We start from the raw sequence: 22,274 nt of genomic DNA on the forward strand, positions 1-22,274 counted from the left end.
AGCGGCGCCGGGCCGGATCGACATCGCCCGAGCATGCCTTCACGCGGCCGCCGTGGCCAGTTCCACGCAGAAATCGACGAAGGCGCGCACCCTGGGCGGCGCGTTGCGGCGCGAGGGGTAGTACGCGTAGAGGGGAAACGTCTCTTCCGCCCAGCCGGGAAAGAGCTCGACGAGGCGGCCGTCGTCCAGCGCGTCGCGCACGATGAGCGCCAGCACCTGGGCCACGCCCGCGCCGGCGATGCACAACGCGTACATCGTGGCCGAATCGGTCAGCGTCAGGGGGCCTTGCGTGTCCACGGTGACGACCTTTCCCTGGCGATGGAACTCCCAGGCGAACGGCCGCCGGGTAACGGGATCGCGGAACTGCAGGCAGGCATGGCGAACCAGTTCGGCGGGCTTGGCCGGGCGGCCGTGAACGGCGAGATAGGCCGGCGACGCGACGGTGAGCACGCGCGTGTCCAGGAGCTTGCGGCCGATCAGGGAGGAGGATTGCGGTTCGCCGAAACGCACCGCCACATCGATGCCCTCGGAGATCAGGTCGCCTAGTTCGTCGCGGCTGACGATCTCCAGTTCCAGTTGCGGATGCCGGGCCAGGAACGTCGCGATGCGCGGCGCCAGCACCTGGCTGGAGAACATGGGATCGACGCTTACGCGCAGCCGGCCGCGGACGGCGTGGGCGTCACCCGCCGCCGACAGGGCCGCGTCCTCGATCCCCGCCAGCAGCGGGCCGACCTGGGCGTAAAGCCGTTCACCCTCCGCCGTGAGCGTTACCGAGCGGGTGGTGCGGTGGAGCAGGCGCACGCCCAGCTTCGCCTCCAGCCGGCCGACGGCGCGACTCACGCCGGAAGGCGACAGCCCCAACGCATCGGCGGCACGGGCGAAGTTGCCCGTCTCGACCACGGAAACGAGGACGCTGAGGTTGCCGAGCAGGCGGCCGTCGGTGGGCATGGGATGCACTCGCGCTGGAATGCGTGAACCATCGGCAAGACGCCGCCCCGCGTCAATATCAGAACCACAGGCGCACGCCCGCCACCCAGCGTCGATCGGTGACGCGGCGGCCGGCATCGCGCGCGATATCGGCCGTGGCGCCGGCCAAGTGCTCCCAGTCCACGCCCACGTAGGGCGCGAACGAGCGGGTGAACTCGTAACGCAGGCGCAGGCCGCCCTCGATGCTCGACACGCCGGCGCCCAGGCCACGTCGCGGATCTGCCCGGCCGTAGGCGTTGATCTCCAGCTCGGGCTGCAGGATCAGTCGCTGGGTGAAGAGCAGTTCGTATTCGCCACGCACGCGGGCCGCGGTACGGCCGCCCTGGCCCACGTACGCCGTCGCTTCCAGTTCGAAGCGGTAAGGCGCCAGCCCCTGCACGCCGAAAGCGGCCCATTGCCGCTCCGGGCCTTCGCCGATGTCGCTGCGCAGGCCGAGCTGCGCATCCCAGAACGGAGCGATCGCATGGCTCCAGAACGCCTCGACGTCACCGTCGCGTGGACGCCCGCCTTCCCGCTCACCCTCGCTACGCATCCAGAGCTTGTTCACGTCGTTGCCGTACCATCCCTCGGCTTCCCACGACTGGCCATGACCGCCCTGCCCCGCGAACGCTTCCAGCCGATCGAGCAGCAGGTTGCCCACGGGCGCGGTGTCGTCCATGCCCATCATGTCCATGTCGTGCATGGGCGCCGGCGCCACGCCGTCGGACCAGTCGTCGCTGCGCGCGTCGGCCGGCGCATGGCCGCCCTGCATCGGCCCCATCGTCATGCCGTGCATGGCGTGATCCATCTCCTGCGACATCGCGGGAAAGGCGACGAGCAGGAGCTTCGCGAAGACGACCGCCCTCACGACACCACCACCTCGCGGAACATGCCCGCTTCCATGTGGTACAGCATGTGGCAATGGAAGGCCCAGCGCCCGGGATTGTCGGCGGTGACGGCGTAGGTCACCTGCTGCGCCGGCTGCACGTTCACCGTGTGCTTGCGTACCTGGAAGGCGCCGTCCGGCGATTCGAGCTCGCTCCACATGCCATGCAGGTGGATCGGGTGGTTCATCATCGTGTCGTTCACCAGGCGAAGGCGCAAGCGCTCGCCCTGGCGGAAATGGATGGGTTTGGCGGAGGAATACTTGACGCCGTCGAACGACCAGGCGAAGCGCTCCATGTTGCCGGTGAGGTGCAGCTCGATGGTGCGCGCCGGCTCGCGGCGGTCGGTGGCGCCGCCGGGCGTATGCAGGTCGGCGTAGGTGAGCACGCGATGCGGGCGCTCGCGCAGGCCCACGCCGGGATCGTCGAGGTTCGTCCTCGGCATGTCCACGCGCATGTCCACGCCGGGGCCGTATTCGGTGCGCGCGTGGTTGGCCATCACCATGTCGCCGCCGCCGCTCATCGAGCCCATCATGTCGCGCATGCTCAGTCGCGGGCGCGGATCGAGCGGCGGCACCGCCGCGCTCATGCCCACGCGCGGCGCCAGGGTGGCACGCGCGTAGCCCGAGCGGTCGATCGACTGCGCGAACACCGTATAGGCGCGGTCCTCCGTCGGCTCCACGATCACGTCGTAGGTTTCGGCGGCCGACAGGCGCAGTTCGTCCACCTCCACCGGCTCCACGTCCTGCCCGTCGGCGGCCACCACGCGCATGCGAAGTCCGGGAATGCGCAGGTCGAAGATCGAGTTGGACGAACCGTTGACCAACCGCAGCCGCACGCGCTCGCCGGGGCGGAACAGGCCCGTCCAGTTACCCGTCGGCGTGCGGCCGTTGACCAGGTAGGTGTACGTGGCCCCGGAGACGTCGGCCAGGTCGGTGGGGTTCATGCGCATGCGGTTCCACATGCGGCGCATCGCCAGCGCCTCGCCGAGGCCCTTCTCGCGCGCGTCGCGCCGCAGGTCGCCCAGCGTCGGCTGGCCGTAGTTGTAGACGTCGGCACGCGAGCGCAGCTTCGCGTAGACGCGCTCGGGATCTTCGTCGGTCCAGTCGCTCAGCAGCAGCACGTGGTCGCGATCGCAACGATGGCGATCGCCGTCGCGCGGTTCGATCACGATGGCGCCGTAGAGCCCGCTCTGCTCCTGGAAGCGGCTGTGCGCGTGGTACCAGTACGTGCCCGACTGCTTCACGGCAAAGCGGTAGGTGAAGTCGCCCCGCGCGGGAATGCCATCGAAACTCAGGCCCGGCACGCCGTCCTGGTCGGCCGGCACGATGAGGCCATGCCAGTGGATGGACGACGCGACGTCGAGGTGGTTCGACACGCGCAGCACCACATCGTCGCCTTCCCGCCAGCGCAGCGTCGGCCCGGGCACGCCGCCGTTCACCGTGACCGCGCGGCGCGAGCGACCGGTGAAATCCACCGCCGCCTCGCGGATCTCGAGCATCGCCTCCCTGCCCTGGTCCGCCGGCGGCTCCATCACGGCCGTGGCGAACGCCGGGCGGGCCACCCCGAAACCCAACCCCACGCCCGCGAGGCCCAGCCCCTGGACGAAGCGGCGGCGCGGCAGGTGGATGGACGGATCGCGCATGCGTGGGCCGGGTGATCGAAGGGGAGGCCACGAGGGTAAACACCCGCGCCGCACGTCGACAACTCTGGACATGGCTCTGCGCGCTTTTCCACGGGTCGTTCACCGCCACCGGCACATCCTCGCCGCATGAGCCTCGACCGGTACCGTCGCAAGCGTGATTTCACCAGGACGCGCGAACCGGCGGCCGACGCGGCCGTGCCGAAGGGCGCCCGTGCCATCTTCGTGGTGCAGTTGCATCATGCCTCGCGCCGGCACTTCGATTTTCGCCTGCAGGTGGGCGACGCCCTGCGCAGTTGGGCGGTACCCAAGGGCCCCAGTTACGACCCCAAGGTGAAGCGCCTCGCCGTGGAGGTCGAAGATCACCCGGTGTCGTACGCCGATTTCGAAGGCGACATCGAGGAAGGCTACGGCAAGGGTCACGTGGACACCTTCGACCACGGCATCTGGGCGACGGCCGGCGATGCGGAAACGCAGTTGCGCAGGGGCCATCTCACCTTCGACCTGTACGGCGAACGGCTCAAGGGCCGCTGGCACCTGGTGCGCAGCGGCCGCAAGGAGCGCCAGCCCGCGTGGTTCCTGATCAAGGCCGAGGACCGCTACGCCGGCGACGTCGAAGCGGACGACCTGCTCGACGCGAAGATGCGCGAAAGCACGCGCCGCGCGGCGAAGACGCCCGCCACGAAGGCGGCCGCGAAGCGTTCCACCGCACGCAAGAAGGCGCCACCGAAAACGCGCAAGGTCTCGATCGCCAGCCTGCGCAAGGCCGTGGCCGCCACGAAGGGCGCGAAGCGAGCCGCCGTGCCGCACGATTTCTTCGCGCCCCAGTTGGCACGGCTGCACGACGCACCGCCCAAGGGCGACGAATGGCTGCACGAGGTGAAGTGGGATGGCTACCGCATCCTCGCCGGCGTCGCGAACGGCGACGTCACGCTGTGGTCGCGCAACGCGCTGGTCTGGAACGAACGCGTGCCCGACATCGTGCAGGCCGTGGAGGAACTGGGCTTGGACAGCGCGCGCCTCGACGGCGAGCTGATCGCCCTGGACGCGCAGGGCCGCAGCGACTTCAACGCCTTGCAGAAGACGCTGTCCGGCGAGGCGCAGGCGCCGCTGGTCTACATGCTGTTCGACCTGCCCTACCTCGAAGGCCACGACCTGAGCCGCGCGGCGCTCGTCGATCGCAAGGCCCTGCTCGAGCGCCTGCTCGCCCACGCACCCGAGCGACTCGGTTACAGCTCGCACAACCTCGGCGACGGCGACCAGGTGTTCGCCATGGCCATGGAACAGAAGCTCGAAGGCATCATCTCCAAGCGGGCCCAGGGGGCGTACCACAGCGGACGCAACGACGACTGGTGGAAGATCAAGCGGCTGGAGAGCGACGAGTTCGCGGTGGTCGGCTACACGCCGGCCAAGGGTTCGCGCGTGTCGTTCGGTTCGCTGTTGCTCGCGCGCCCCGCCGAGGGCGGCGGCTGGACCTACATGGGCCGCGTGGGCACGGGCTTTACCGACCAGATGCTTCGCGACCTGGGCAAGTCGCTCGCCAAGGGTGGCGCGAAAAAGCCCGTCGTGCGCATCGACGACATCGATCCGATGCTGCGCGGCGCGCTGTGGGTCGCGCCCACCGTGGTCGCCGAGGTCTATTACCGGGGCATCGGCAACAAGCACCTGCTGCGCCAGCCGAGCCTGAAGGCGTTGCGCGTGGACAAGTCGCCGGATGACCTGCGCGATTCGGACCGCTCGCCACGCGGGAAAACGACTCGGCAGGCTACCGGCGAGCTGGCGATCACCCACCCCGACCGCCTCGTCTATCCCGACGACGGCATCACCAAGCAGGACGTGGTCGACTACTACCGCGCCGTGATGCCCTGGCTGCTGCCGCCCATCGCCGACCGGCCGACGTCGATCATCCGTTTCCCCGACGGCATCGCCAAGCACGGTTTTTTCCAGAAGCACGTGATGCCAGGGCTGAAACGCGTCGGCACCGCGAAGCTCAAGGAAGACTCCGGCGCCCAGGCGGTCTACCTGTATCCGAAGGACGCGGACGGCCTCATCGAACTGGTGCAGTTCGGCGCCGTGGAATTCCATCCCTGGGGTTCGCACGTCGATACGCCCGACCTCGCCGACCGCGTGGTCTTCGACCTGGATCCGGGCGACGGCGTCGAATGGCGGCGAGTGATCGCCGCCGCGCGGCTGATGCGCGACGTGCTGGGCCAGCTCGGCCTGCAATCGTTCGTACGCACCACCGGCGGCAAGGGCCTGCACGTGGTGGTGCCGCTCAACCCCGGCGCGGACTGGGCCACGGTGAAACGCTTCGCGCGCGGGGTGGCCGAAACCCTCGCCGCCATGCACCCGCTGGAATTCGTCGCCAGCGCCACCAAGCGCATCCGCAACGGTCGCATCTACATCGATTACCTGCGCAACGGGCGCGGCGCCACGGCGGTGGCCTCGTACTCGCTGCGCGGACGACCGGGCGCGCCCGTGGCCGTGCCCTTGCGCTGGGAGGAACTGGGCCGCCTCGCGTCGGCGGCGGCATTCGACCTGCATTCGGTGCCGAAACGGCTTTCCCGGCAGAAGCGCGATCCGTGGGAAGGCATCGACGCCGTACGCCAGGACCTGGCCGCCGTGGAAGCCCGGCTCGGCGGCCTTTCGGAGGCACCCGTCCCCCGTAAGCGTTTGCGGACCAAGTAGACTGGTACATCATCGCCACCCTCCGTGCTTATGTTCGCTTCGCTACCTACCTTCCTGCGTGTTCCCCTGGCCTGCCTGCTGCTCCTGGTGAGCACGGTATGCCACGTGCTGCCGCTGTTCGCCCTGACCGCGGTGCGCCTGGTGTTGCCCCTGCCCTTCGTTCGCCGCGCCTGCGCCGCCGCGTTGGTGCGCATCGCCGAGAGCTGGTTGTCCATCAACGGCTGGCTGTTCGACGCGTTCACGCCCACGCGATGGCACGTCGAGGGTATCGACGGGCTCGGTCGCTACGAAAACTTCCTGATCGTCTGCAACCACCAGAGCTGGGTGGACATTCCCGCCTTGCAGAAGGTCTTCAACCGCCGTATTCCCTTCATGCGCTTCTTCCTGAAGAGCCAGCTGATCTGGGTGCCGCTGCTGGGCCAGGCGTGGTGGGCGCTGGACTTCCCCTTCATGAAGCGTCACACGCGGCAGCAGATCGAAGCCCGTCCGGAACTGCGCAACCGCGATCGCGAAGCTACCCGTCGCGCCTGCGAGAAGTTTCGCCGCGTGCCGGTGTCGATCATGAACTTCACCGAAGGCACGCGCTTCACACGCGCCAAGCACGATGCGCAGGGTTCGCCGTATCGCCACCTGCTGAAACCGAAGGCGGGTGGCGTGGCCTTCGTGATCGATGCGATGGGCGAGGCGATAACCCATATCCTCGACGTCACCATCGCCTATCCCGGCGGCCCCGGCAGCATGATGGACATGATCGCCGGGCGCGTTCGCGAGGTGCGGCTGCACGCGCGGCGCCTGTCGATTCCCGCCGGCATGCGCGGCGATTACGACGGTGACGCGGCGTTCCGTGAGCGATTCCAGGCGTGGATCAATGGGATCTGGGCGGAAAAGGATGCGCGGATCGATGCGATGCTGGCGGGGTGAACCCTGCGTCGCGAAATCCGGCTTCACCGCCGTGGCGCCGGCCTGCGCCGGCGCGACGGATAAGTGCCTCGACGTAGCCGGTCGTCGCGTGACGCTCTAGCGCTTCTCTTCCCCAAGCTTTTCGTCGAGCCGCTTGCGTCCTGCCTCCGCGTAGCTCTTGCAGGTCTTCCCTTCACCCTGCTCCGGATGCGGCGTGACCAGGATGTCGCAGGGTAGCGACGCCACGCGATCGAACGTCTTGCGGAACTCGGCGACGAAGGCGGGATGATCGCTGTAGCGGTAGCCATCCGACGTGAACGCGTAGAGGCTGTCGACGAAGGCGATGTGCTTGCAGGCCTGGCCTTCGCAGGCGTCCCACGTCCACGCCGTGCCGCCGTGCGTATGGCCCGGCGTGACGTGCGCCGTGAGCTTCAGCGGACCCAGCGTCACCACGCTGCCGTCGACGATGTCGCCTTTCGCATCGACCTTGGGGTAACCGTCCTCGCCGGGGGAATACTGCGGATCCTCCGGATCCTTGCCGCCCAGGCGCATCATGTTCGCGCTGGCCGCCGTGGCTCGCACGGTGGCACCGGTGTCCTTCGCCAGCTGCGCGATGGCGCCCGCGTGGTCGTGGTGGGCGTGGGTGTTGAGGATGAGCTTGACGTCGTCGAGGCGGAAGCCGAGCTTGCGGATGTTCGCCTCGATCAGGGGCGCGTTCTTCACGAGCGTGCCGTCGATGAGGATGTGACCCTGCGGCGACGTCACGAGGATGGCGGAGAGGCCCTTCGTGCCGACCTGGTAGGTGTTGCCGTAGATGACGTGCGGGGCGACCGGCTCGCTCCAGGCGGACGGCATCTGGGCGAAGACGGGCAGGGCGGCAAGGCAGGCCAGGGCGGTGAGCGTGCGGCGCATCGGGGCGTGTCCGTTGGGTTGCGGATGCGCAGGATAAGCGGGAGTTGTGGCTTTTTCGTGGGGCTAAACGGCGAAAACCGTACTTCTCGCCGTGGGCACCGGCCTGCATCGGGTTATCGCGCGCACGCTCATGCGGCTCTTCGCTTCTTCCGCGCCCGCCAGAACAGCACCCCCGTCACCCACAGGAACATCGGCAACATGCCGGTGACGCACGCGACGATGCGCCAGGCCAGACCGCCCACGGCCGCCGAATGGATCGGAAACAGCGCATTGGCCACGCTACCGCCCGTGCCGAGCTTCGTCGCGTCGTCACCACCCACCACGGTGGCCGTCGACGGATCCAACCACAGCGAACTGCGGCCGACGAGATTCCATTCCCCCGGACGGCGGATGCGCATCACCAGGGTACCGTTGCCTTTGGACGGCAGCATGAGGCGGGTGAGCTGGGCATCGGGCGCGGCGGCCTGCGCGTTGACGAGTACGGCGGGCCAGTCGATGGCATCGGCCGTGGGCAGCGTCGGCGGTCGTGCGCTCTTTTCGCCGGACATCGCCATGAGTCCCGTGCGCACCGCGCCACGATAGGCCATCGTGGTGCCGGTGCCGATCATCACGACCAGCAAGGGCAGGGCGGCCACGCCGACGAAACGGTGGAAGCTCGCCCAGCGCAGCACCGGCGGATTCGCATGGGGCTTGAGGTGTTTCAACGCACGTTGACGTCCCGGCCAGTACAGCCACACGCCGGAAAACAGCATGAACAGGCCCGTGCACGCGACCGCGCCCAGGACCGTCTCGCCCAGCTCGCCGCCGAGCAGGTGCGTATGCCAGTCCAGCAGGGCCAGCAACACGTCGCGCGACTTCACGCGGTGAAGCAGCAGCTCGCCGCTGGTCGCGTCGAAGTAGTAGCGGTCGCCCCCCTTCGCGCCCGCTCCCCATACGGGCAGCTCGGCGTCGGGCACGGTGACGCTGCGCAACTGTTTCCCTACCGGCGAATGCAGCAACGCATCCAGCGCGCGTCCCTGCGTGTCGAGATCGGGCAGGGCGCGCGAAACCAGTTCGGGATGGCTCGCGGCAAGCAACGGCTCTTCGAAGAGGAGCACGCTGCCCGCCAGCATGACCAGCGCCAGCACCAGGCCGAGGCTCAGCCCGAGCCACAGGTGCAAGGTCTTCAACGCGGAGCGGATGGGGCGGGATGTCATCAGAAGTCCACCGAGGCCTGCACGAAGTACGTGCGCGGCTGGCCCACGTAGATGCCGTCGTTGTTGTCGGTGGAGCGCGTGAAGTAGCGCCGGTCGGCGAGGTTCTTCACCCCCACGCCCAGGCGCAGGTTGGAGAACGACGGACCGAACGCGTACTCGGCGCGCGCGTTCCAGGTCATCCAGCCCGGTATGTCGCCGAAGTCGCCATCGGGCGTGGGTTCGGTCTGGTACACCGCCGGCTTGCCCGGATCGAAGCTCGGCGAGCCCGGCGAATGCTGCTTCGATTGCGCGAAGGCGTCGACGTTGAAGGTCCACTGCGCGACGCCGTAGCGGAGACCGAGGTTCGCGGTGCGCCGCGAGTAGAAGGGCAGGTCGAGGCCTTCGAACGAACCGTGCTTGTAAACCGCATGCGTGTAGGTGGCCGTGCCCCAGAGCGTGAGGCCCGCGAGCGCATCGCTGTACTGCCCGAGGTCGACGTGGGCCGCCGTTTCGATGCCCTTGTGCGTGGTGGCGCCCAACGAGGTCCAGCCGTCGTGCGAATCGGGCACGCCGGGCAGCTTGCCGACGATCTGCAGCTCGTGGTCGAAATTGATGCGGAACAGCGAGATCTCGCCACCCCACGCCTTGCCGTCGTAACGCGAGCCGATCTCGTAGGTGCGCGCGGTCTCCGGTTGCAGGCCGGAGGCGAACTGGTTGCTCGAATCCTTCTGGCCGATCTGGAAGTACTGCAACGCGCCGAACGAGGTTTCCGCGTTGGCATAGAGCTTCAGCGCATCGCTCAGGTGGTAGATGACGTTGACCGAGGGCAGGGGCTTGGAATAGTTCTCGCGGCGCTGCAGCGGACCCTTCACGATGACCGTGGCGCTGGGATGCGCCTCCCATTCGCTATGGATGCGTTCGTAACGGAGGCCCGGCGTGATCGTCCAGTCGCCCACGTTGATGGTGTCGTCGACGTAGAGCGCATGCGCTTCGTTCGAGCCGGTGTTGTTGCCCGACAACACGTAGGGACCGTTATAGGGGCTACCTTCGAACGGCGTGTACCAGAGATTCGAGGTGAATTTGTTGTTGCGCAGGGTGCGCTCGTGCATCGCCTCGTTCACGTAGCGGTAGCCGATGCCGATCTCGTGCGTGACCTGCCCCCAGTCGAACAGCTGCGAGTAGCGCGGCTCGAAGGCGAAGGTGTGGTAATTGCGCGGATAGGCGTTGAGCTGGTGCGTATAGGTGCCGTTGGCGTTCGGCGTGATCGTTTCGATGTGGCTGCCGCGGAAGCTGTCGGTGTAGTAGGTCTGTACGTCGACGCTTCGCCGATCGTCCACGTGGCTGTACTTGAGCACGTAATCGGTGCGGCGGCCGTGGAAGTCGTCGTACGGACGGCGCGACTGGAACGGATCGGCGTCGTAGTCGGCCTGGGTGAGGCCGCCGGGCATGCCCGCCTGGCCGTCGTAGTGGTGGATGCTTCCGGTGAGCGTGTCTTGGGCGGAGAAGGCGTACTTCGCCTTCAGCATCACGTCGTCGATGCTCTCGTTGTCTTCGTGTTCGCGGAAGCCCGGGCCATGCATGCCGTTATAGAGCAGCGCCACGCCGAGGCCCTGCGGCGTGGTGCCGCCAACGAACGCGTTACTGACGGTGCGGATGCCGCCGTGTTCGCCCCCTTGCAGCTGCACGCCCGCGCTGCCGCCGAACGTTTCGGGGATGTCGCGGGTGACGAAGTTGATGATGCCGCCCACGTTCTGCGGCCCGTAGCGCACCGAGCCGCCGCCGCGCACCACGTCCACCGCCTGGAGGTTGCCCAGGCCCACCGGGGCCATGGACACCTGCGGCTGGCCGTACGGCGCCACGGCCAGCGGGATGCCGTCGAGCAGGATGGTGGAGCGCGGCGACAGGCGGGAGGTGAGGCCGCGCACGCCCACGTTGAGCGAGACGTCGCTGCCCCCGGTGCCGTTGCTTTCCTGCACCTGCACGCCCGGAATGCGGCGCAGCGCGTCGCGCAGGTTCACGGCGCCGGACTCGCGCAGTTCCTCGCGACGCACGACCGTGCGCGCACCCGGGTGATTCTGCACGGTACCGGCGGCGGTGGTGTCCAGCCAGTTGCCCACCACCTTCACGCCCTCCATCTGGGCGGGAGGCGGTGAGGCCACGTCGTCCCCCGCGACGGCGGAAAGCGACGAGCACGCCCCGGCAAGGGCAACGGCGAGAACGGTGGGGCGGGACGGCATCAGGCGGCCTTGCGTAACGCGAAAGGCCGCCATCGTAGTTGCGAATGATTATCAGATCAAATACGTCATCGCACTGAGCGGGTCAATGAGGCCAGGGATTGCCGAGGATCAGGCCACAGAAGTCCATGCGCCGGAAGGTCTTCGGCTCCTTGTAGGCCATGACGTCGGCTTTCACGTTGCCGAAGGTGGTCTCCGGCTTGCTGCGGATGCCCTGGTAGAAGCGATCGATGATGCCTTCCTTGAAGTCCGGCTCGCGCGGATGGCAGCGGGCCACCTCGAGGCGGTCGGCGTCGGCCACGTTCCGGAAGCCCATGCCCAGTACGTCCATCTCCACGCCGGCCGTGAGCAGGGCCACTTCCGGCTTCATGAACTCGGGGATGTTCGGGGTGGTGTGCAGGGCGATCGAGGTCCACACGGTGTAGATGTCGTCCTCGGCCACGCCGTGGCCGCGCAGGAAATCGCGAGCCGCGTTCGCGCCGTCCACTTCGAAGCGCTTGTCCTTGCTCGAATAGGCCGGAACCAGGCCTATGTCGTGGAACATGGCGGCGGCGTAGAGCAGTTCCGGATCGTATTTGAGCGCCTTGCCGTCTCCGGTCAGCGCGGCGAAGAAGAAGACGCGGCGTGAATGGTGATAGAGAAGGTCGTCTTCGGTGTCGCGGACCAGCTCGGTGATCCGGCGGGCAAGATGGCTATCGGGGACGGCGATGCCGGCGACGTCGCCGATGGCGTGATGGTCGTGATGATGGGGGTGGGCGTTCATGGCGCGCGACCTGATGGAGGGAGTTGCCTCATTGAAGCCTCCGCTCGCCGTGACCGGGATTGACGCGACACGTCAAATCCTGCCAAGTTGCACACGATGCAGCCGCCACCTCTCACCATCGCCATCCTGGCCCCGCCCGGCGTCCAGATGCTCGACGTATCCGGGCCCGCCGACGTGTTCGCCGAGGCCAACCGGCAGGCCCGCCGCGAGCATTACCGGGTGGTCACCGTGGGCACCGCACCCTTGGCGGTAGCCGCCTCGTCGGGCATGCGTTTCCTGCCCGACCGTACCGTGCTGGAGGACTTCGACCGGCTCGATACCCTCCTGGTGGCCGGTTCGCCCGACCTGGCCGAGGCCTCCACGGACCGGCGCGTGACCGACTGGATGCGTCGCCATGCCGGCATCGCGCGCCGCTATGGCTCGATCTGCAGCGGCGCCCTGCTTTTCGCCCGCACGGGCCTGCTCGACGGCCGGAGGGTCACCACGCACTGGAAGGTGGCCGACCTGCTCGCCCAGCGGCATCCCACGCTGCAGGTCGAGCCCGACGCCTTCTTCATGCGCGACGGGCCGGTCTGCACGGCGGCGGGCGTCACCGCCGGCATGGACCTGGCCATCGCGCTGGTCGAGGAAGACCTGGGCCGCGAGGTGGCGATGGCCGTGGCGTCCGAACTGGTGGTGTTCTATCGCCGTCCCGGCGGCCAGATGCAGTTCAGCCGCCACGGCGAGGCGGCGCCCGCTGGACGCGGGGCACTGCAGGAACTGCAACGGTACGTGGCGAGCCATCCGGGGGAAAACCATTCGGTGGCCTCCATGGCCGGCCGCATGGCCATGAGCGAGCGGCATTTCGCCCGGATCTTCCGCGCCGAGATGAACATGACGCCCGCCGAGTTCGTCGAGACCATGCGCGTGGAAGCCGCGCGGCGGATGCTCGAAACGGGTAGCGAAACGCCCAAGCGCGTGGCCACGCTCTGCGGCTACGCCGACGCCAACGGGCTGCGCCGCGCGTTCATGCGCCGCGTGGGCATCACCCCGGCCGAATACCGCAAACGGCACGCGCACGCGCGGACTTGACCGAGCCGTCACACCCGGTCGACCGCCACGGCGGAACCATCGGGTTACTCCCGATCCCGAGGAACCGCGATGAAGACCCGCCGCGTCTACAGCACCGTCGACCTGGATCAGGCGCGCCAAGGCATGAGCGCCGCCCGCTCGGCGGGTGTGCCCGATGAGGATCTTTCCCTGATCGCCCGTTCCGACATCGAGCTCGACGCCATTCCCGAGCGGCGCAAGGACGAACACACCGACTTCAAACCCGCCGCCGTGCGTGGCCTGGCCGAAGGCGGTGGGGCCGGCCTGCTGGCCGGGCTCGTCGCCATGGCGATCCCGCCACTGGGCGTCACCCTCGCCGGCGCGATGGCGGCCGGCGCGGCCGGTGCCATGGTGGGCGCGTGGACGAGCGCCTTGATGGGTGCGTCGTCGCCGGACCCGGTGCGGCAGAAGTTCGAGGGCGAGATCGAGGCCGGGCGCATCCTGCTGGTGGTGGACGGCGACGGCGAGGCGGGTGAACGGGCGGACCGGGCCATCGTCGCCACCGGCGCGGTGCCGCTCCCCTTCGACAAGGCCACCGCGTTGAGTTGAACGCTCGCTTCGCCATGAGCCGCGGACAGGGTCGTGTCCGCGATCAGAGTTCGATGATGCCCCGGCGCAACGCGATGGCGACCGCATGCGTGCGGTCGTTGGCCTGCAGCTTCGCCAGGATGCTCTTCATGTGCGCCTTGACGGTCTCCTCGGCGATGCCCAGCGCGACGGCCACGTCGCGGTTGGCCTCGCCCATCGCCACGCGGGTGAGCACCTGCGTCTCGCGCGGCGTCAGTTCGTCGTCGGCGGCGTATTCGGCCATCTCGCTGGCGATTTCCGGGGGAATGCGGCGTTTGCCTTCCATCATCTGCTGGATCGTGGAGAGCATCTCCTTGCGCAGTTCGCTCTTGAGGAGGTAGCCCTGTGCGCCGGCCCGGAACGCACGCATCGCCTGCACGTCGCCGCGATAGGTGGTGAGCACGAGGATGCGCGCGTCGGGAAATTCGTCGCGAATCTTCTCGATGGCCGCGATGCCGCCCATGCCGGGCATCTGCAGGTCCATGAGGGTGAGGTCGGGGCGCAGCTCGCGGTATCGCTCGATGGCTTCTTCGCCGTTGCTCGCTTCGCCGACGAGCTCGAGGCCGGGTTGTCCTTCGATCACGGCCGCGATGCCCTCGCGAAGCAGCGGATGGTCGTCGACGGTCATGATGCGGATGGACGCCATGGAACGGGTGGCCGAAGTGATTTAACCGCAGGAGTATCGCGCAAAGTCCCGGGGCGATATATGGTCGTGGCAGCTGTGACGCCTCCTCCACCCACGCTTTGTGACGATGCGCACGATGACGGGCAAACGACGCACGAAAACGGCAGGCACCATACGCAGCGGCATGGGCGGCTGGACGTACGCGCCCTGGCGCGGCGTGTTCTATCCCGAGGGCCTGGTGCAGAAGCGCGAGCTCGAGTACGCGAGCCGCGAGGTGAGCTGCATCGAGATCAACGGGACCTACTACCGCCAGCCGGACGCCGCGACGTTTCGCGGATGGGCGGAGAAAACCCCCGATGGGTTCGTTTTCTCGGTGAAAGCACCCCGGCACATCGTGCAGGCACGCGTCCTGGCGGAGACCGGCGAGCGCGTCGCGCGCTTCGTGGACAACGCCACCGCGCTGGGCGATCGCCTGGGACCGTTCCTTTGGCAATTCCTGCCCACCCGGCGTTTCGACCCCGACGACATCGCGGCCTTCCTCGATCTGTTGCCTGAATCACGCGCGGGCATCGCGTTGCGCCATGCGGTGGAGGTCAGGCACGAGAGCTTCCTCGATCCGCGCTGGCTCGACCTGGCCCGCGAACGCGGCGTCGCCACCGTGTTCACCGATTCGGACACCTACCCGTCGCTGGCCGACCTCACCGGCCCCTTCGTCTACGCGCGATTGATGCGCAGCCGGTCCGACGAAGCGACCGGTTACCCCGCGAAGGAGCTGAAGGACTGGGCCAAGCGCGCGGCCACCTGGGCCACCGGTGGCGATCCGTCGGACCTGCCGCACGTGGGCAAGGCCGCGCCCAAGCTGCCATCCCGCGACGTTTTCGTGTATTTCATCTCCGCGGCCAAGGAGCGCAATCCCGCCGCCGCCGCCGCCCTGGGCGAGCTTACGCACGCCTGATGTCTTTACCGCACTACGGATACTCCATGGATCGCCTCATCCAGAACACGCTGATGGACCTCTTCGCCGAACACGGCGTGGGACTCGAACCCGACGAAGACTGGCTGCTCACCGAAGGCGACGATTTTCCCGCCGTCCGCGGTATCTGGCACGAAGGCAAGGACGGCGGGATGGGCCGTCTCGACATCGACGTGGTGCTCGACGAGGAGCGCACCATCGAGGAAAGCTTCGGCGGCATCGGCGCGGGCAAGGCCGGCTGCCGCGATGCGCTGGATGGTTTCGCGCGCAACGATTTCTTCGTGATGCTGGCGGCCTGCTGGCACGTGGTGGACGAAAAGAAGCTCGCCGTGCGCGAACTCGTCGCCGGCGCCCATCGATTCACCGTCTACGTCGGCGACTTCACGTTGCGTGGCGAGCAGGACGTGCCGATGGAAATTCCCGAAGATGCCTTGTCGGCCCTGGAAGCCGCCATCGCCACCGCGCCGCTCACCGCCGACGTGCACTGGATCCGCGTCTTCTACGGCAACGTCGGCGACGGGAAGACGCAGGTGGAGGTGCTGTTGGACAACGAGCCGTGGACGGCGGGGCATAAGGCCATCGCGTCGGTGGATTGGCCGCAGCACGAGCGGTATTACAGCTTGCGCAATTTCATCGCGCTGGTGCCGATGGATTGATCGCTCTCCTGCGCGTGGTTGTCGTAGGCACCGGCCTGCGCCGGTGCCTACGGCGAAGCGTTCGGCTAAATCTCAGTCCGCATCGCGAAACGCAGGCCAGTCCTCGGGCCGCAGGATGTCGAACAACCCTTCGCGCTTCGTCCGCCGCGCCAGCCGCAATACCTCGGCATCACGTGAGAACAGAATGGCCGCGCCGGAAGCGGCGGCCAGCTCGAGAAACTTCTGGTCGTCGCTGTCGCGGCATCGCGGCGGCTTCGCCACCGCCGACATGTCCGGCAGCAGGCGCAGCAACGCATCGAAACGCCCGGCGGCATGCGAACGACGCGCGTCGTCCAGTTTCAGCGTCGGATACGCCAGCACGGCCATCCACTCGTCGCGGCAATCCGCGCGCGTCACCGCTTCCACTTCGCCCGCCTCGATGGCCGCGACGAGTGTCGCGGCACGCGGATCGCCGAAAACGAACGCGTCGAGACAGACGTTGGTATCCAGGACGACGCGCGGCGGTGTCACGCCGCGGCTTCCGCCAGGCGCTCGCGCTGCGCGGCCACGAGGGTGTACGAATGCTTGCGCGCCTCGTGGTCGAAGATCTGCGCGGTGATGATCAGTTCGTCCGCGCCGGTGCGCTCGACGAACGCCGCAAGCCCGTCGCGCACGCTGTCGGGCGAACCGACCACGGCACAGGAAAGCGCGTGGTCCACCTGCGCCTTTTCCATCGGCGTCCATACGCCATCGAGGGTGTTCACCGGCGGCGGCAACTGGCCCGGCGCGCCGCGGCGCAGGTTCCAGAAAGCCTGCTGCTGCGAGGTAAACAGGCGGCGCGCTTCCTCGTCGGTGTCGGCAGCGACCACGTTGATGCCGAGCATCGCGTACGGCGTCTCCAGCACCTCGGAGGGGCGGAACATCGTGCGATAGACCTCCAGCGCCTTCATCATGAGGTCGGGCGCGAAGTGCGAGGCGAATGCGAACGGCAGGCCCAGCTCGGCGGCGAGGCGCGCGCTGAACAGGCTCGACCCGAGCAGCCATAGGGGCACGTTCGTATCCATGCCGGGCACGGCGCGCACGGTCTGGCCGGGCTTCAGCGGCCCGAGGTAGTGCTGCAGTTCGAGCACGTCGTCGGGGAATCGGTCGTCGCTGGGCCCCATCGCGCGGCGCAAGGCGCGGGCGGTGCCCTGGTCGGTGCCCGGCGCGCGGCCCAGGCCCAGGTCGATGCGGCCCGGGTACAGCGAGGCGAGCGTGCCGAACTGCTCGGCGATCACCAGCGGCGCGTGGTTGGGCAGCATGATGCCGCCGGAACCGACGCGGATCGTCCGGGTCGCCTCGGCCACGTAGCCGATCACCACGGCGGTGGCGGCACTCGCGATGCCCGTCATGTTGTGGTGCTCGGCCAGCCAGTAGCGGTGGTAGCCGAGGGATTCGGCATGGATGGCCAGGTCGCGCGAATGGCGCAGGGCGTCGCCCGGCGTGGCGCCGCGCACCACGGGGGACAGGTCGAGCACCGAGAACGGAATCATCGGGAAAGTACCTCGAAGGGGGAGGCGGCCGAGCCGCCGATGCGTCCGACATGGGCCTGCCCGCCCGCAAAACAACCCTCACAAGGCACGTTCCGGAAACGATGCGTTCGGCACGGCGATGCGCCACGCCGCGAACGGAAGAGGAAAATACACCCATTCCGTCAACCCAGTCCGGTTATCCGGGGGAGAAGCTCATGATCGACATTCGCCCGTTCGCCAGCCTCGGCGGCGCCAACCACGGCTGGCTCGACGCCAAGCATCATTTCTCGTTCGCTTCGTACCACGACGACAAGCGCGTGCACTGGGGTGCCCTGCGCGTATGGAACGACGACGTGATCGCCGCCGGCAGCGGTTTTCCGCCGCACCCGCACGACAACATGGAAATCATCACCTACGTCCGCCAGGGCGCCATCAGCCACGAGGACAGCCTCGGCAACAAGGGCCGCACCGTGGCCGGCGACGTGCAGGTGATGAGTGCGGGCACCGGCATCAAGCACGCCGAGTACAACGCCGAGAAGGAAGAAACCCGGATCTTCCAGATCTGGATCATTCCCGAGAAGCGTGGCGGCGCCCCCTCATGGGGTACCCGCGCCTTCCCGAAGGATGAGCGCGCCGGTTCCTTCGTGACGCTCGCCAGCGGCATGGACGACGACGGCGACGCCCTGCCGATCCGCGCCGACGCCCGCGTGGTGGGCGCCACGGTGAAGGCCGGGCAGACCGTGGAATACACGCTGGGCGAGGGCCGTCGCGCCTACATGGTGCCGGCCGTGGGCAGCGTGGAAGTCAACGGCCAACGCCTGAATGCGCGCGACGGTGCGGCGATCCGCGATGAGAAGGTGCTGCGGGTCACGGCGCTGGAAGACGCCGAACTGGTGCTGGTGGACAGCGCCAACCTGTAACGCCATCGCGGACAGGGTCCGCTCTACCCTCCGGTGGAGAGTTTCGCACCGGAGGGTGGGAGCGGACCCTGTCCGCGATTCCGGCGGAGCGGAAACTCCGTTTCGAAGCTGCTTTCGCAAGCCGCTCTGTGGCACCCTACACGCCCTTACGAACGGTCATCCTTGGGGTTGCGGCACGGTGGAGCACGAAACAAGTCCGGGGCTCCCGAACACCGCCGCGAAGCCCGCGTTCTACGCGACCCTGCTCCGTCGTATCGGTGGCCCGCTGCTGTCCGTCGGCCTGCTGTGCCTGGCGCTCTGGGCGCTGCACGCCATGTCCAGCGAGGTCACCTACCGGCAGATCGCCGGCTACGTGCATGCGCTGTCCGACGGCGATATCGCCCTGGCGGTGCTGCTGACCGCGGCAGGCTATGCCGTGATGACCCTCTACGACTGGTTCGGCCTGGCCAGCATCGGCCGCCGGCTGCCGGCCAGGCGCGTGGGCCTGATCTCCTTCATCAGCTATGCCTTCTCCAATGCGCTGGGCATGTCGCTGCTCGTCTCGGGCTCCATCCGCTACCGCTTCTACGTGCAGGCCGGCCTCTCCACCGGGGAGGTGGCGCGCGTGGTGCTCTACACCACGCTGAGCTTCTGGCTGGGCCTGGCCGCGCTCACCGGCGTCACGCTGTTGCTGGTGCCGATCCCCGCCGACATCCCGTTCGCGAACCTGCGCATCCCGCTGGCGATCGTGCTCGCCCTGGTGCCGCTGGGCTGGATCGCCATGGCGCTGACGATGCGCCGCCCCCTGCGGATCGGCCGGTGGGCGATGACCGCGCCCGCGCCGCTGGTGGCCGTGCGGCAGGTGCTGATCGGCGCGCTGGACTGGGGGCTGGCCGCCGGCGTGCTCTACGTACTGATGCCCGAGGCCATCGTGGGTGGCTTCGGGCATTTCCTCGCCATCTTCGTGCTCGCCCAGATGGCCGGTCTCATCAGCCACGTGCCGGGCGGCCTGGGCGTGTTCGAGGCGGTGATGCTGGCCGGTTTCGGCGCCACCGGCAACGAGGGACTGGAAGCGCCCATCCTCGGCGCGCTCGCCGCGTATCGCCTGGTGTACTACCTGCTGCCGCTGGCCGCCGCCACGCTGATGGTGATCTGGCGCGAGGTGCGCGCCCTGCGCCACGCCACGCTGATCAGCCCGTGGTTCAGCGCCGTGCTGCCGCCGTTCTTCGCCGGCCTCACCCTGGTCTGCGGTGCCGTGCTGCTGTTCTCCGGCGCCACCCTGGCGATCCCCGGCCGCATGGATATCCTTCGCGGCTTCGTGCCGTTGCCGCTGGTGGAAGCGGCGCATTTCCTCTCCAGCGTGGTGGGCATGCTGTTGCTCATCCTCGCCCGCGGTCTCCAGCGACGGCTCGATGCCGCCTACGTGCTGACCCTGGTGATGCTGATCCTCGGCGCGGTGTTCTCGTTGCTCAAGGGCATCGACTACGAGGAAGCCTCGCTGCTGTGCCTGCTGGCCCTGGCCCTCGCACCGGCGCACCGGCACTTCTATCGCCGCGCCTCGCTGTTTCGCGCCACCTTCTCGCCCGGCTGGGTGCTGGCCATCGCCGCCGTGTTCGGCTGCGCCACCTGGCTGGTGTTCTTCAGCTTCAAGCACGTGGAATACAGCAACAACCTCTGGTGGGAGTTCAGCTTCCGCCATGGTGGCGCGCCTCGCGCCCTGCGTGCGCTGGTCGGCGCCGCCGCCGTGGTGATGCTGTTCGCGCTGGCCAACCTCATCCGCCCCGAACGTCCGCGCCGCGCGCGTCCGGGCGAAGCCGAGATGGCCCGGGCGATGCCCCTGCTGAAGGCCTTCGATTCGGCACAGGCCCACCTGGCGCTCGTCGGCGACAAGACGCTCATGTTCGCCCCCGACGACCGCGCCTTCCTCATGTACGACATCGAGGGCCGCAGCTGGGTGGCCATGGGCGACCCGGTGGGCGAGGACGAGGACGCGCGCCGCGAACTGGTTTGGGCGTTTCGCGAGGCCTGCGAACGCGCCGGGGGATGGCCGCTGTTCTACCAGGTGCGCCCGGCCGACCTCGACCTCTACCTCGAAGTGGGCATGAACCTGCTGAAGATCGGCGAGGAAGCCCGCGTGCGCCTGGAGACCTTCAACCTCGACGGCAAGTCGAAGAAGACCCTGCGCGGCACGGTGAACAAGCTGTCCCGCGACGGCCTGCGCATGGAGGTGGTGCCGGCCGAGCGGGTACCCGCCCTGCTGCCTCGCCTGAAGACCATCTCCGACGCCTGGATGCGCGACAAGAAGGTGCGCGAGAAGCGCTTTTCCCTGGGCCTTTTCGACGAGCGTTACCTGGCCCGCACGCCCATGGCGGTGGTCTGGCAGAACGACGAGCCGGTGGCCTTCGCCAACATGTTCCTCACCACGTCGAAGGAGGAAGCCTCCGTCGACCTCATGCGCCACCTGCCCGAAGGCCCCGCCGGCATCATGGATTTCCTGTTCATCGAACTGATGGTCTGGGCGAAAGCCGAGGGCTATCGCTGGTTCAACCTCGGCATGGCGCCCCTGTCGGGCCTGACCAACCGGCGCACCGCGCCGCTGTGGAGCCGCTTCGGCGCCATGGTGTTCGGCCGCGGCGAGCGCTTCTACAACTTCCGCGGGCTGCATCGTTACAAGGACAAGTTCGATCCCGAATGGGAGCCGCGCTACATCGCGGTGGGCGGCGGCATCGCGCTGCCGCTGGCACTGGCCAACGTCGCCAGCCTGATTTCGGGCGGCCTGGGCGGGGTGGTGCGCCGGTGAGGAAGATCCTTCGTTACGTCCTGCTCGGCCTGGGCCTGGTCCTCGCCGTCGGCTTGCTGGCCTGGCATCCCTGGACGCGCGCGTCGCTGGAAGTCTCCACCGTCGAACTGCCGGCGCTGACATCCCCCCCTAAAGGCCAGGAAGACCTGCTGGTGGTGATCTACTCCGGCGACGGCGGCTGGTGGGACCTCGACCAGCGGTTGGGCGCCGTGTTCACCCAGCGCGGCGTGCCGGTGGCCGGCATCAGCACGTTCAAGTACTTCTGGCGATACCGTTCGCCCGAGGAATCCGCGCACGACCTCGACCGGCTGCTCGACAAGTACACCGCGCAGTGGCACAAGCGCCGCGTGCTGCTGATCGGCTACTCGTTCGGTGCCGACGTGCTGCCAACCATCGTGGAAGGCATACGGCCGGACAATCGCGCCCGGCTGAGCCAGCTGGTGCTGCTCTCGGGCAGCCGCGACGTGAACTTCGAGATCGAGCTCGAGGGCTACATGAAGCAGGGCTGGTGGACCACGCACACCCACAACTTCCTGCAGTGGATCAACCCGGTGGTGCACACCGATGCCATGCCGCCCATCGTGCGGCTGGGCGGCAGGCCGCCGATGGCCTGCTATTACGGCGAGGAAGACGCCGACGACAGCCTCTGCACCGACAAGCGCCTGCCCGCCTTCGTCACGGTCTACAAGAAGCCCGGCTCGCACCACTTCGACGAAAACTACGAGCGGCTGGCCACCGAGCTGATCCAGCGCATGCCCGACAACGCCTCCACGCCGCCTTAACGCGTTGGCGGGCCTCGGCGGGAGGAGGTCCTGTCACGGAACCTTCACCCCGGCGCCACCGTAAATTTCCCTTTTCGGTATCACGCTGCTCGTTCGGGAGGGAACGGCAGAGGATCCGACCATGCAAAGAGAACCCGGAAAACGCGATTACGGCACCTCGGACTGCGCGCAACTGCGCAGCCTGGCCAGCCGCGGCACCCCGCCGCCCCTACCTGCCAAACCGGCGCCG

The 22,274-nt window shown here is 68.1% G+C and carries 19 protein-coding genes; 9 read left to right on the forward strand and 10 right to left on the reverse strand.

Annotated features, from left to right (window positions below):
• Positions 1-39: 39 nt before the first annotated feature.
• The 3 genes from L2Y94_RS20480 to L2Y94_RS20490 are packed head-to-tail and all read right to left on the reverse strand — an operon-like array spanning position 40 to position 3,495.
• A complete protein-coding gene (locus tag L2Y94_RS20480; RefSeq protein ID WP_247371712.1) occupies positions 40-948 on the reverse strand; it encodes a LysR family transcriptional regulator in 909 nt (302 codons plus the stop codon).
• A 58-nt stretch (positions 949-1,006) separates the two neighbouring features.
• A complete protein-coding gene (locus tag L2Y94_RS20485; RefSeq protein WP_247371714.1) occupies positions 1,007-1,834 on the reverse strand; it encodes a copper resistance protein B in 828 nt (275 codons plus the stop codon).
• Positions 1,831-3,495, reverse strand: a complete 1,665-nt coding sequence (locus L2Y94_RS20490; RefSeq protein WP_247371717.1) for a copper resistance system multicopper oxidase — start codon at positions 3,493-3,495, stop codon at positions 1,831-1,833. The genes L2Y94_RS20485 and L2Y94_RS20490 overlap by 4 nt, the downstream gene beginning before the upstream one ends.
• A gap of 126 nt (positions 3,496-3,621) precedes the next feature.
• Here L2Y94_RS20490 and ligD point away from each other — a divergent pair, with 126 nt between their 5' ends.
• The gene (gene ligD / locus L2Y94_RS20495) at positions 3,622-6,180 is read left to right on the forward strand and encodes a DNA ligase D (protein WP_247371719.1); all 2,559 of its coding nucleotides are present in this window, start codon (positions 3,622-3,624) and stop codon (positions 6,178-6,180) included.
• Between the two features lie 30 nt (positions 6,181-6,210).
• Positions 6,211-7,101 carry a 1-acylglycerol-3-phosphate O-acyltransferase, YihG family gene (locus tag L2Y94_RS20500; protein ID WP_247375371.1) on the forward strand — a complete coding sequence of 297 codons (891 nt, stop codon included), beginning with the start codon at positions 6,211-6,213 and terminating at the stop codon, positions 7,099-7,101.
• A 96-nt stretch (positions 7,102-7,197) separates the two neighbouring features.
• Here the strand turns inward: L2Y94_RS20500 and bla are convergent, their stop codons facing one another.
• The 4 genes from bla to L2Y94_RS20520 form a co-directional block, all read right to left on the reverse strand.
• Positions 7,198-7,992 (reverse strand): subclass B3 metallo-beta-lactamase, encoded by a 795-nt coding sequence (gene bla, locus L2Y94_RS20505; protein ID WP_247371722.1) that lies wholly within the window; start codon positions 7,990-7,992, stop codon positions 7,198-7,200.
• Positions 7,993-8,120: 128 nt separating this feature from the next.
• Positions 8,121-9,188, reverse strand: coding sequence for a PepSY-associated TM helix domain-containing protein (locus L2Y94_RS20510; RefSeq protein WP_247371723.1), 1,068 nt, complete (start codon positions 9,186-9,188; stop codon positions 8,121-8,123).
• Positions 9,188-11,404 carry a TonB-dependent receptor family protein gene (locus L2Y94_RS20515; protein ID WP_247371724.1) on the reverse strand — a complete coding sequence of 739 codons (2,217 nt, stop codon included), beginning with the start codon at positions 11,402-11,404 and terminating at the stop codon, positions 9,188-9,190. Before L2Y94_RS20515 ends, L2Y94_RS20510 begins: the two co-directional genes overlap by 1 nt.
• 82 nt (positions 11,405-11,486) lie before the next feature.
• Positions 11,487-12,164, reverse strand: a complete 678-nt coding sequence (locus tag L2Y94_RS20520; RefSeq protein ID WP_247371727.1) for an HD domain-containing protein — start codon at positions 12,162-12,164, stop codon at positions 11,487-11,489.
• Positions 12,165-12,260: 96 nt separating this feature from the next.
• Here L2Y94_RS20520 and L2Y94_RS20525 point away from each other — a divergent pair, with 96 nt between their 5' ends.
• Both L2Y94_RS20525 and L2Y94_RS20530 read left to right on the forward strand, forming a co-directional pair.
• Entirely contained in the window at positions 12,261-13,235 is a 975-nt protein-coding gene (locus tag L2Y94_RS20525; protein ID WP_247371730.1) for a GlxA family transcriptional regulator, read from the forward strand.
• Between the two features lie 69 nt (positions 13,236-13,304).
• Entirely contained in the window at positions 13,305-13,802 is a 498-nt protein-coding gene (locus L2Y94_RS20530; RefSeq protein WP_144912254.1) for a hypothetical protein, read from the forward strand.
• Positions 13,803-13,845: 43 nt separating this feature from the next.
• Here L2Y94_RS20530 and L2Y94_RS20535 read toward each other — a convergent pair whose 3' ends face one another.
• A complete protein-coding gene (locus L2Y94_RS20535; RefSeq protein WP_144912252.1) occupies positions 13,846-14,466 on the reverse strand; it encodes a response regulator in 621 nt (206 codons plus the stop codon).
• A gap of 115 nt (positions 14,467-14,581) precedes the next feature.
• Here L2Y94_RS20535 and L2Y94_RS20540 point away from each other — a divergent pair, with 115 nt between their 5' ends.
• Together L2Y94_RS20540 and L2Y94_RS20545 are read left to right on the forward strand one after the other, a co-directional pair.
• Positions 14,582-15,400, forward strand: a complete 819-nt coding sequence (locus L2Y94_RS20540; RefSeq protein WP_247371732.1) for a DUF72 domain-containing protein — start codon at positions 14,582-14,584, stop codon at positions 15,398-15,400.
• A gap of 26 nt (positions 15,401-15,426) precedes the next feature.
• Entirely contained in the window at positions 15,427-16,074 is a 648-nt protein-coding gene (locus L2Y94_RS20545) for a DUF6348 family protein (RefSeq protein WP_247371733.1), read from the forward strand.
• A gap of 72 nt (positions 16,075-16,146) precedes the next feature.
• Here L2Y94_RS20545 and L2Y94_RS20550 read toward each other — a convergent pair whose 3' ends face one another.
• Both L2Y94_RS20550 and L2Y94_RS20555 read right to left on the reverse strand, forming a co-directional pair.
• Positions 16,147-16,584, reverse strand: a complete 438-nt coding sequence (locus L2Y94_RS20550; protein WP_247371735.1) for a putative toxin-antitoxin system toxin component, PIN family — start codon at positions 16,582-16,584, stop codon at positions 16,147-16,149.
• Positions 16,581-17,585: an LLM class flavin-dependent oxidoreductase gene (locus L2Y94_RS20555; RefSeq protein WP_247371737.1), complete on the reverse strand. Its 1,005-nt coding sequence runs from the start codon at positions 17,583-17,585 to the stop codon at positions 16,581-16,583. Before L2Y94_RS20555 ends, L2Y94_RS20550 begins: the two co-directional genes overlap by 4 nt.
• A gap of 194 nt (positions 17,586-17,779) precedes the next feature.
• Here L2Y94_RS20555 and L2Y94_RS20560 point away from each other — a divergent pair, with 194 nt between their 5' ends.
• From L2Y94_RS20560 to L2Y94_RS20570, 3 genes are all read left to right on the forward strand, one after another.
• Positions 17,780-18,484, forward strand: a complete 705-nt coding sequence (locus L2Y94_RS20560) for a pirin family protein (RefSeq protein ID WP_247371739.1) — start codon at positions 17,780-17,782, stop codon at positions 18,482-18,484.
• A gap of 178 nt (positions 18,485-18,662) precedes the next feature.
• A complete protein-coding gene (mprF, locus tag L2Y94_RS20565) occupies positions 18,663-21,263 on the forward strand; it encodes a bifunctional lysylphosphatidylglycerol flippase/synthetase MprF (protein ID WP_247371741.1) in 2,601 nt (866 codons plus the stop codon).
• Positions 21,260-22,045 carry a virulence factor gene (locus L2Y94_RS20570; protein WP_247371743.1) on the forward strand — a complete coding sequence of 262 codons (786 nt, stop codon included), beginning with the start codon at positions 21,260-21,262 and terminating at the stop codon, positions 22,043-22,045. The genes mprF and L2Y94_RS20570 overlap by 4 nt, the downstream gene beginning before the upstream one ends.
• The last annotated feature ends 229 nt before the right edge of the window (positions 22,046-22,274 follow it).

Source organism: Luteibacter aegosomatis (assembly GCF_023078455.1).
Classification (GTDB): Bacteria; Pseudomonadota; Gammaproteobacteria; order Xanthomonadales; family Rhodanobacteraceae; genus Luteibacter; species Luteibacter aegosomatis.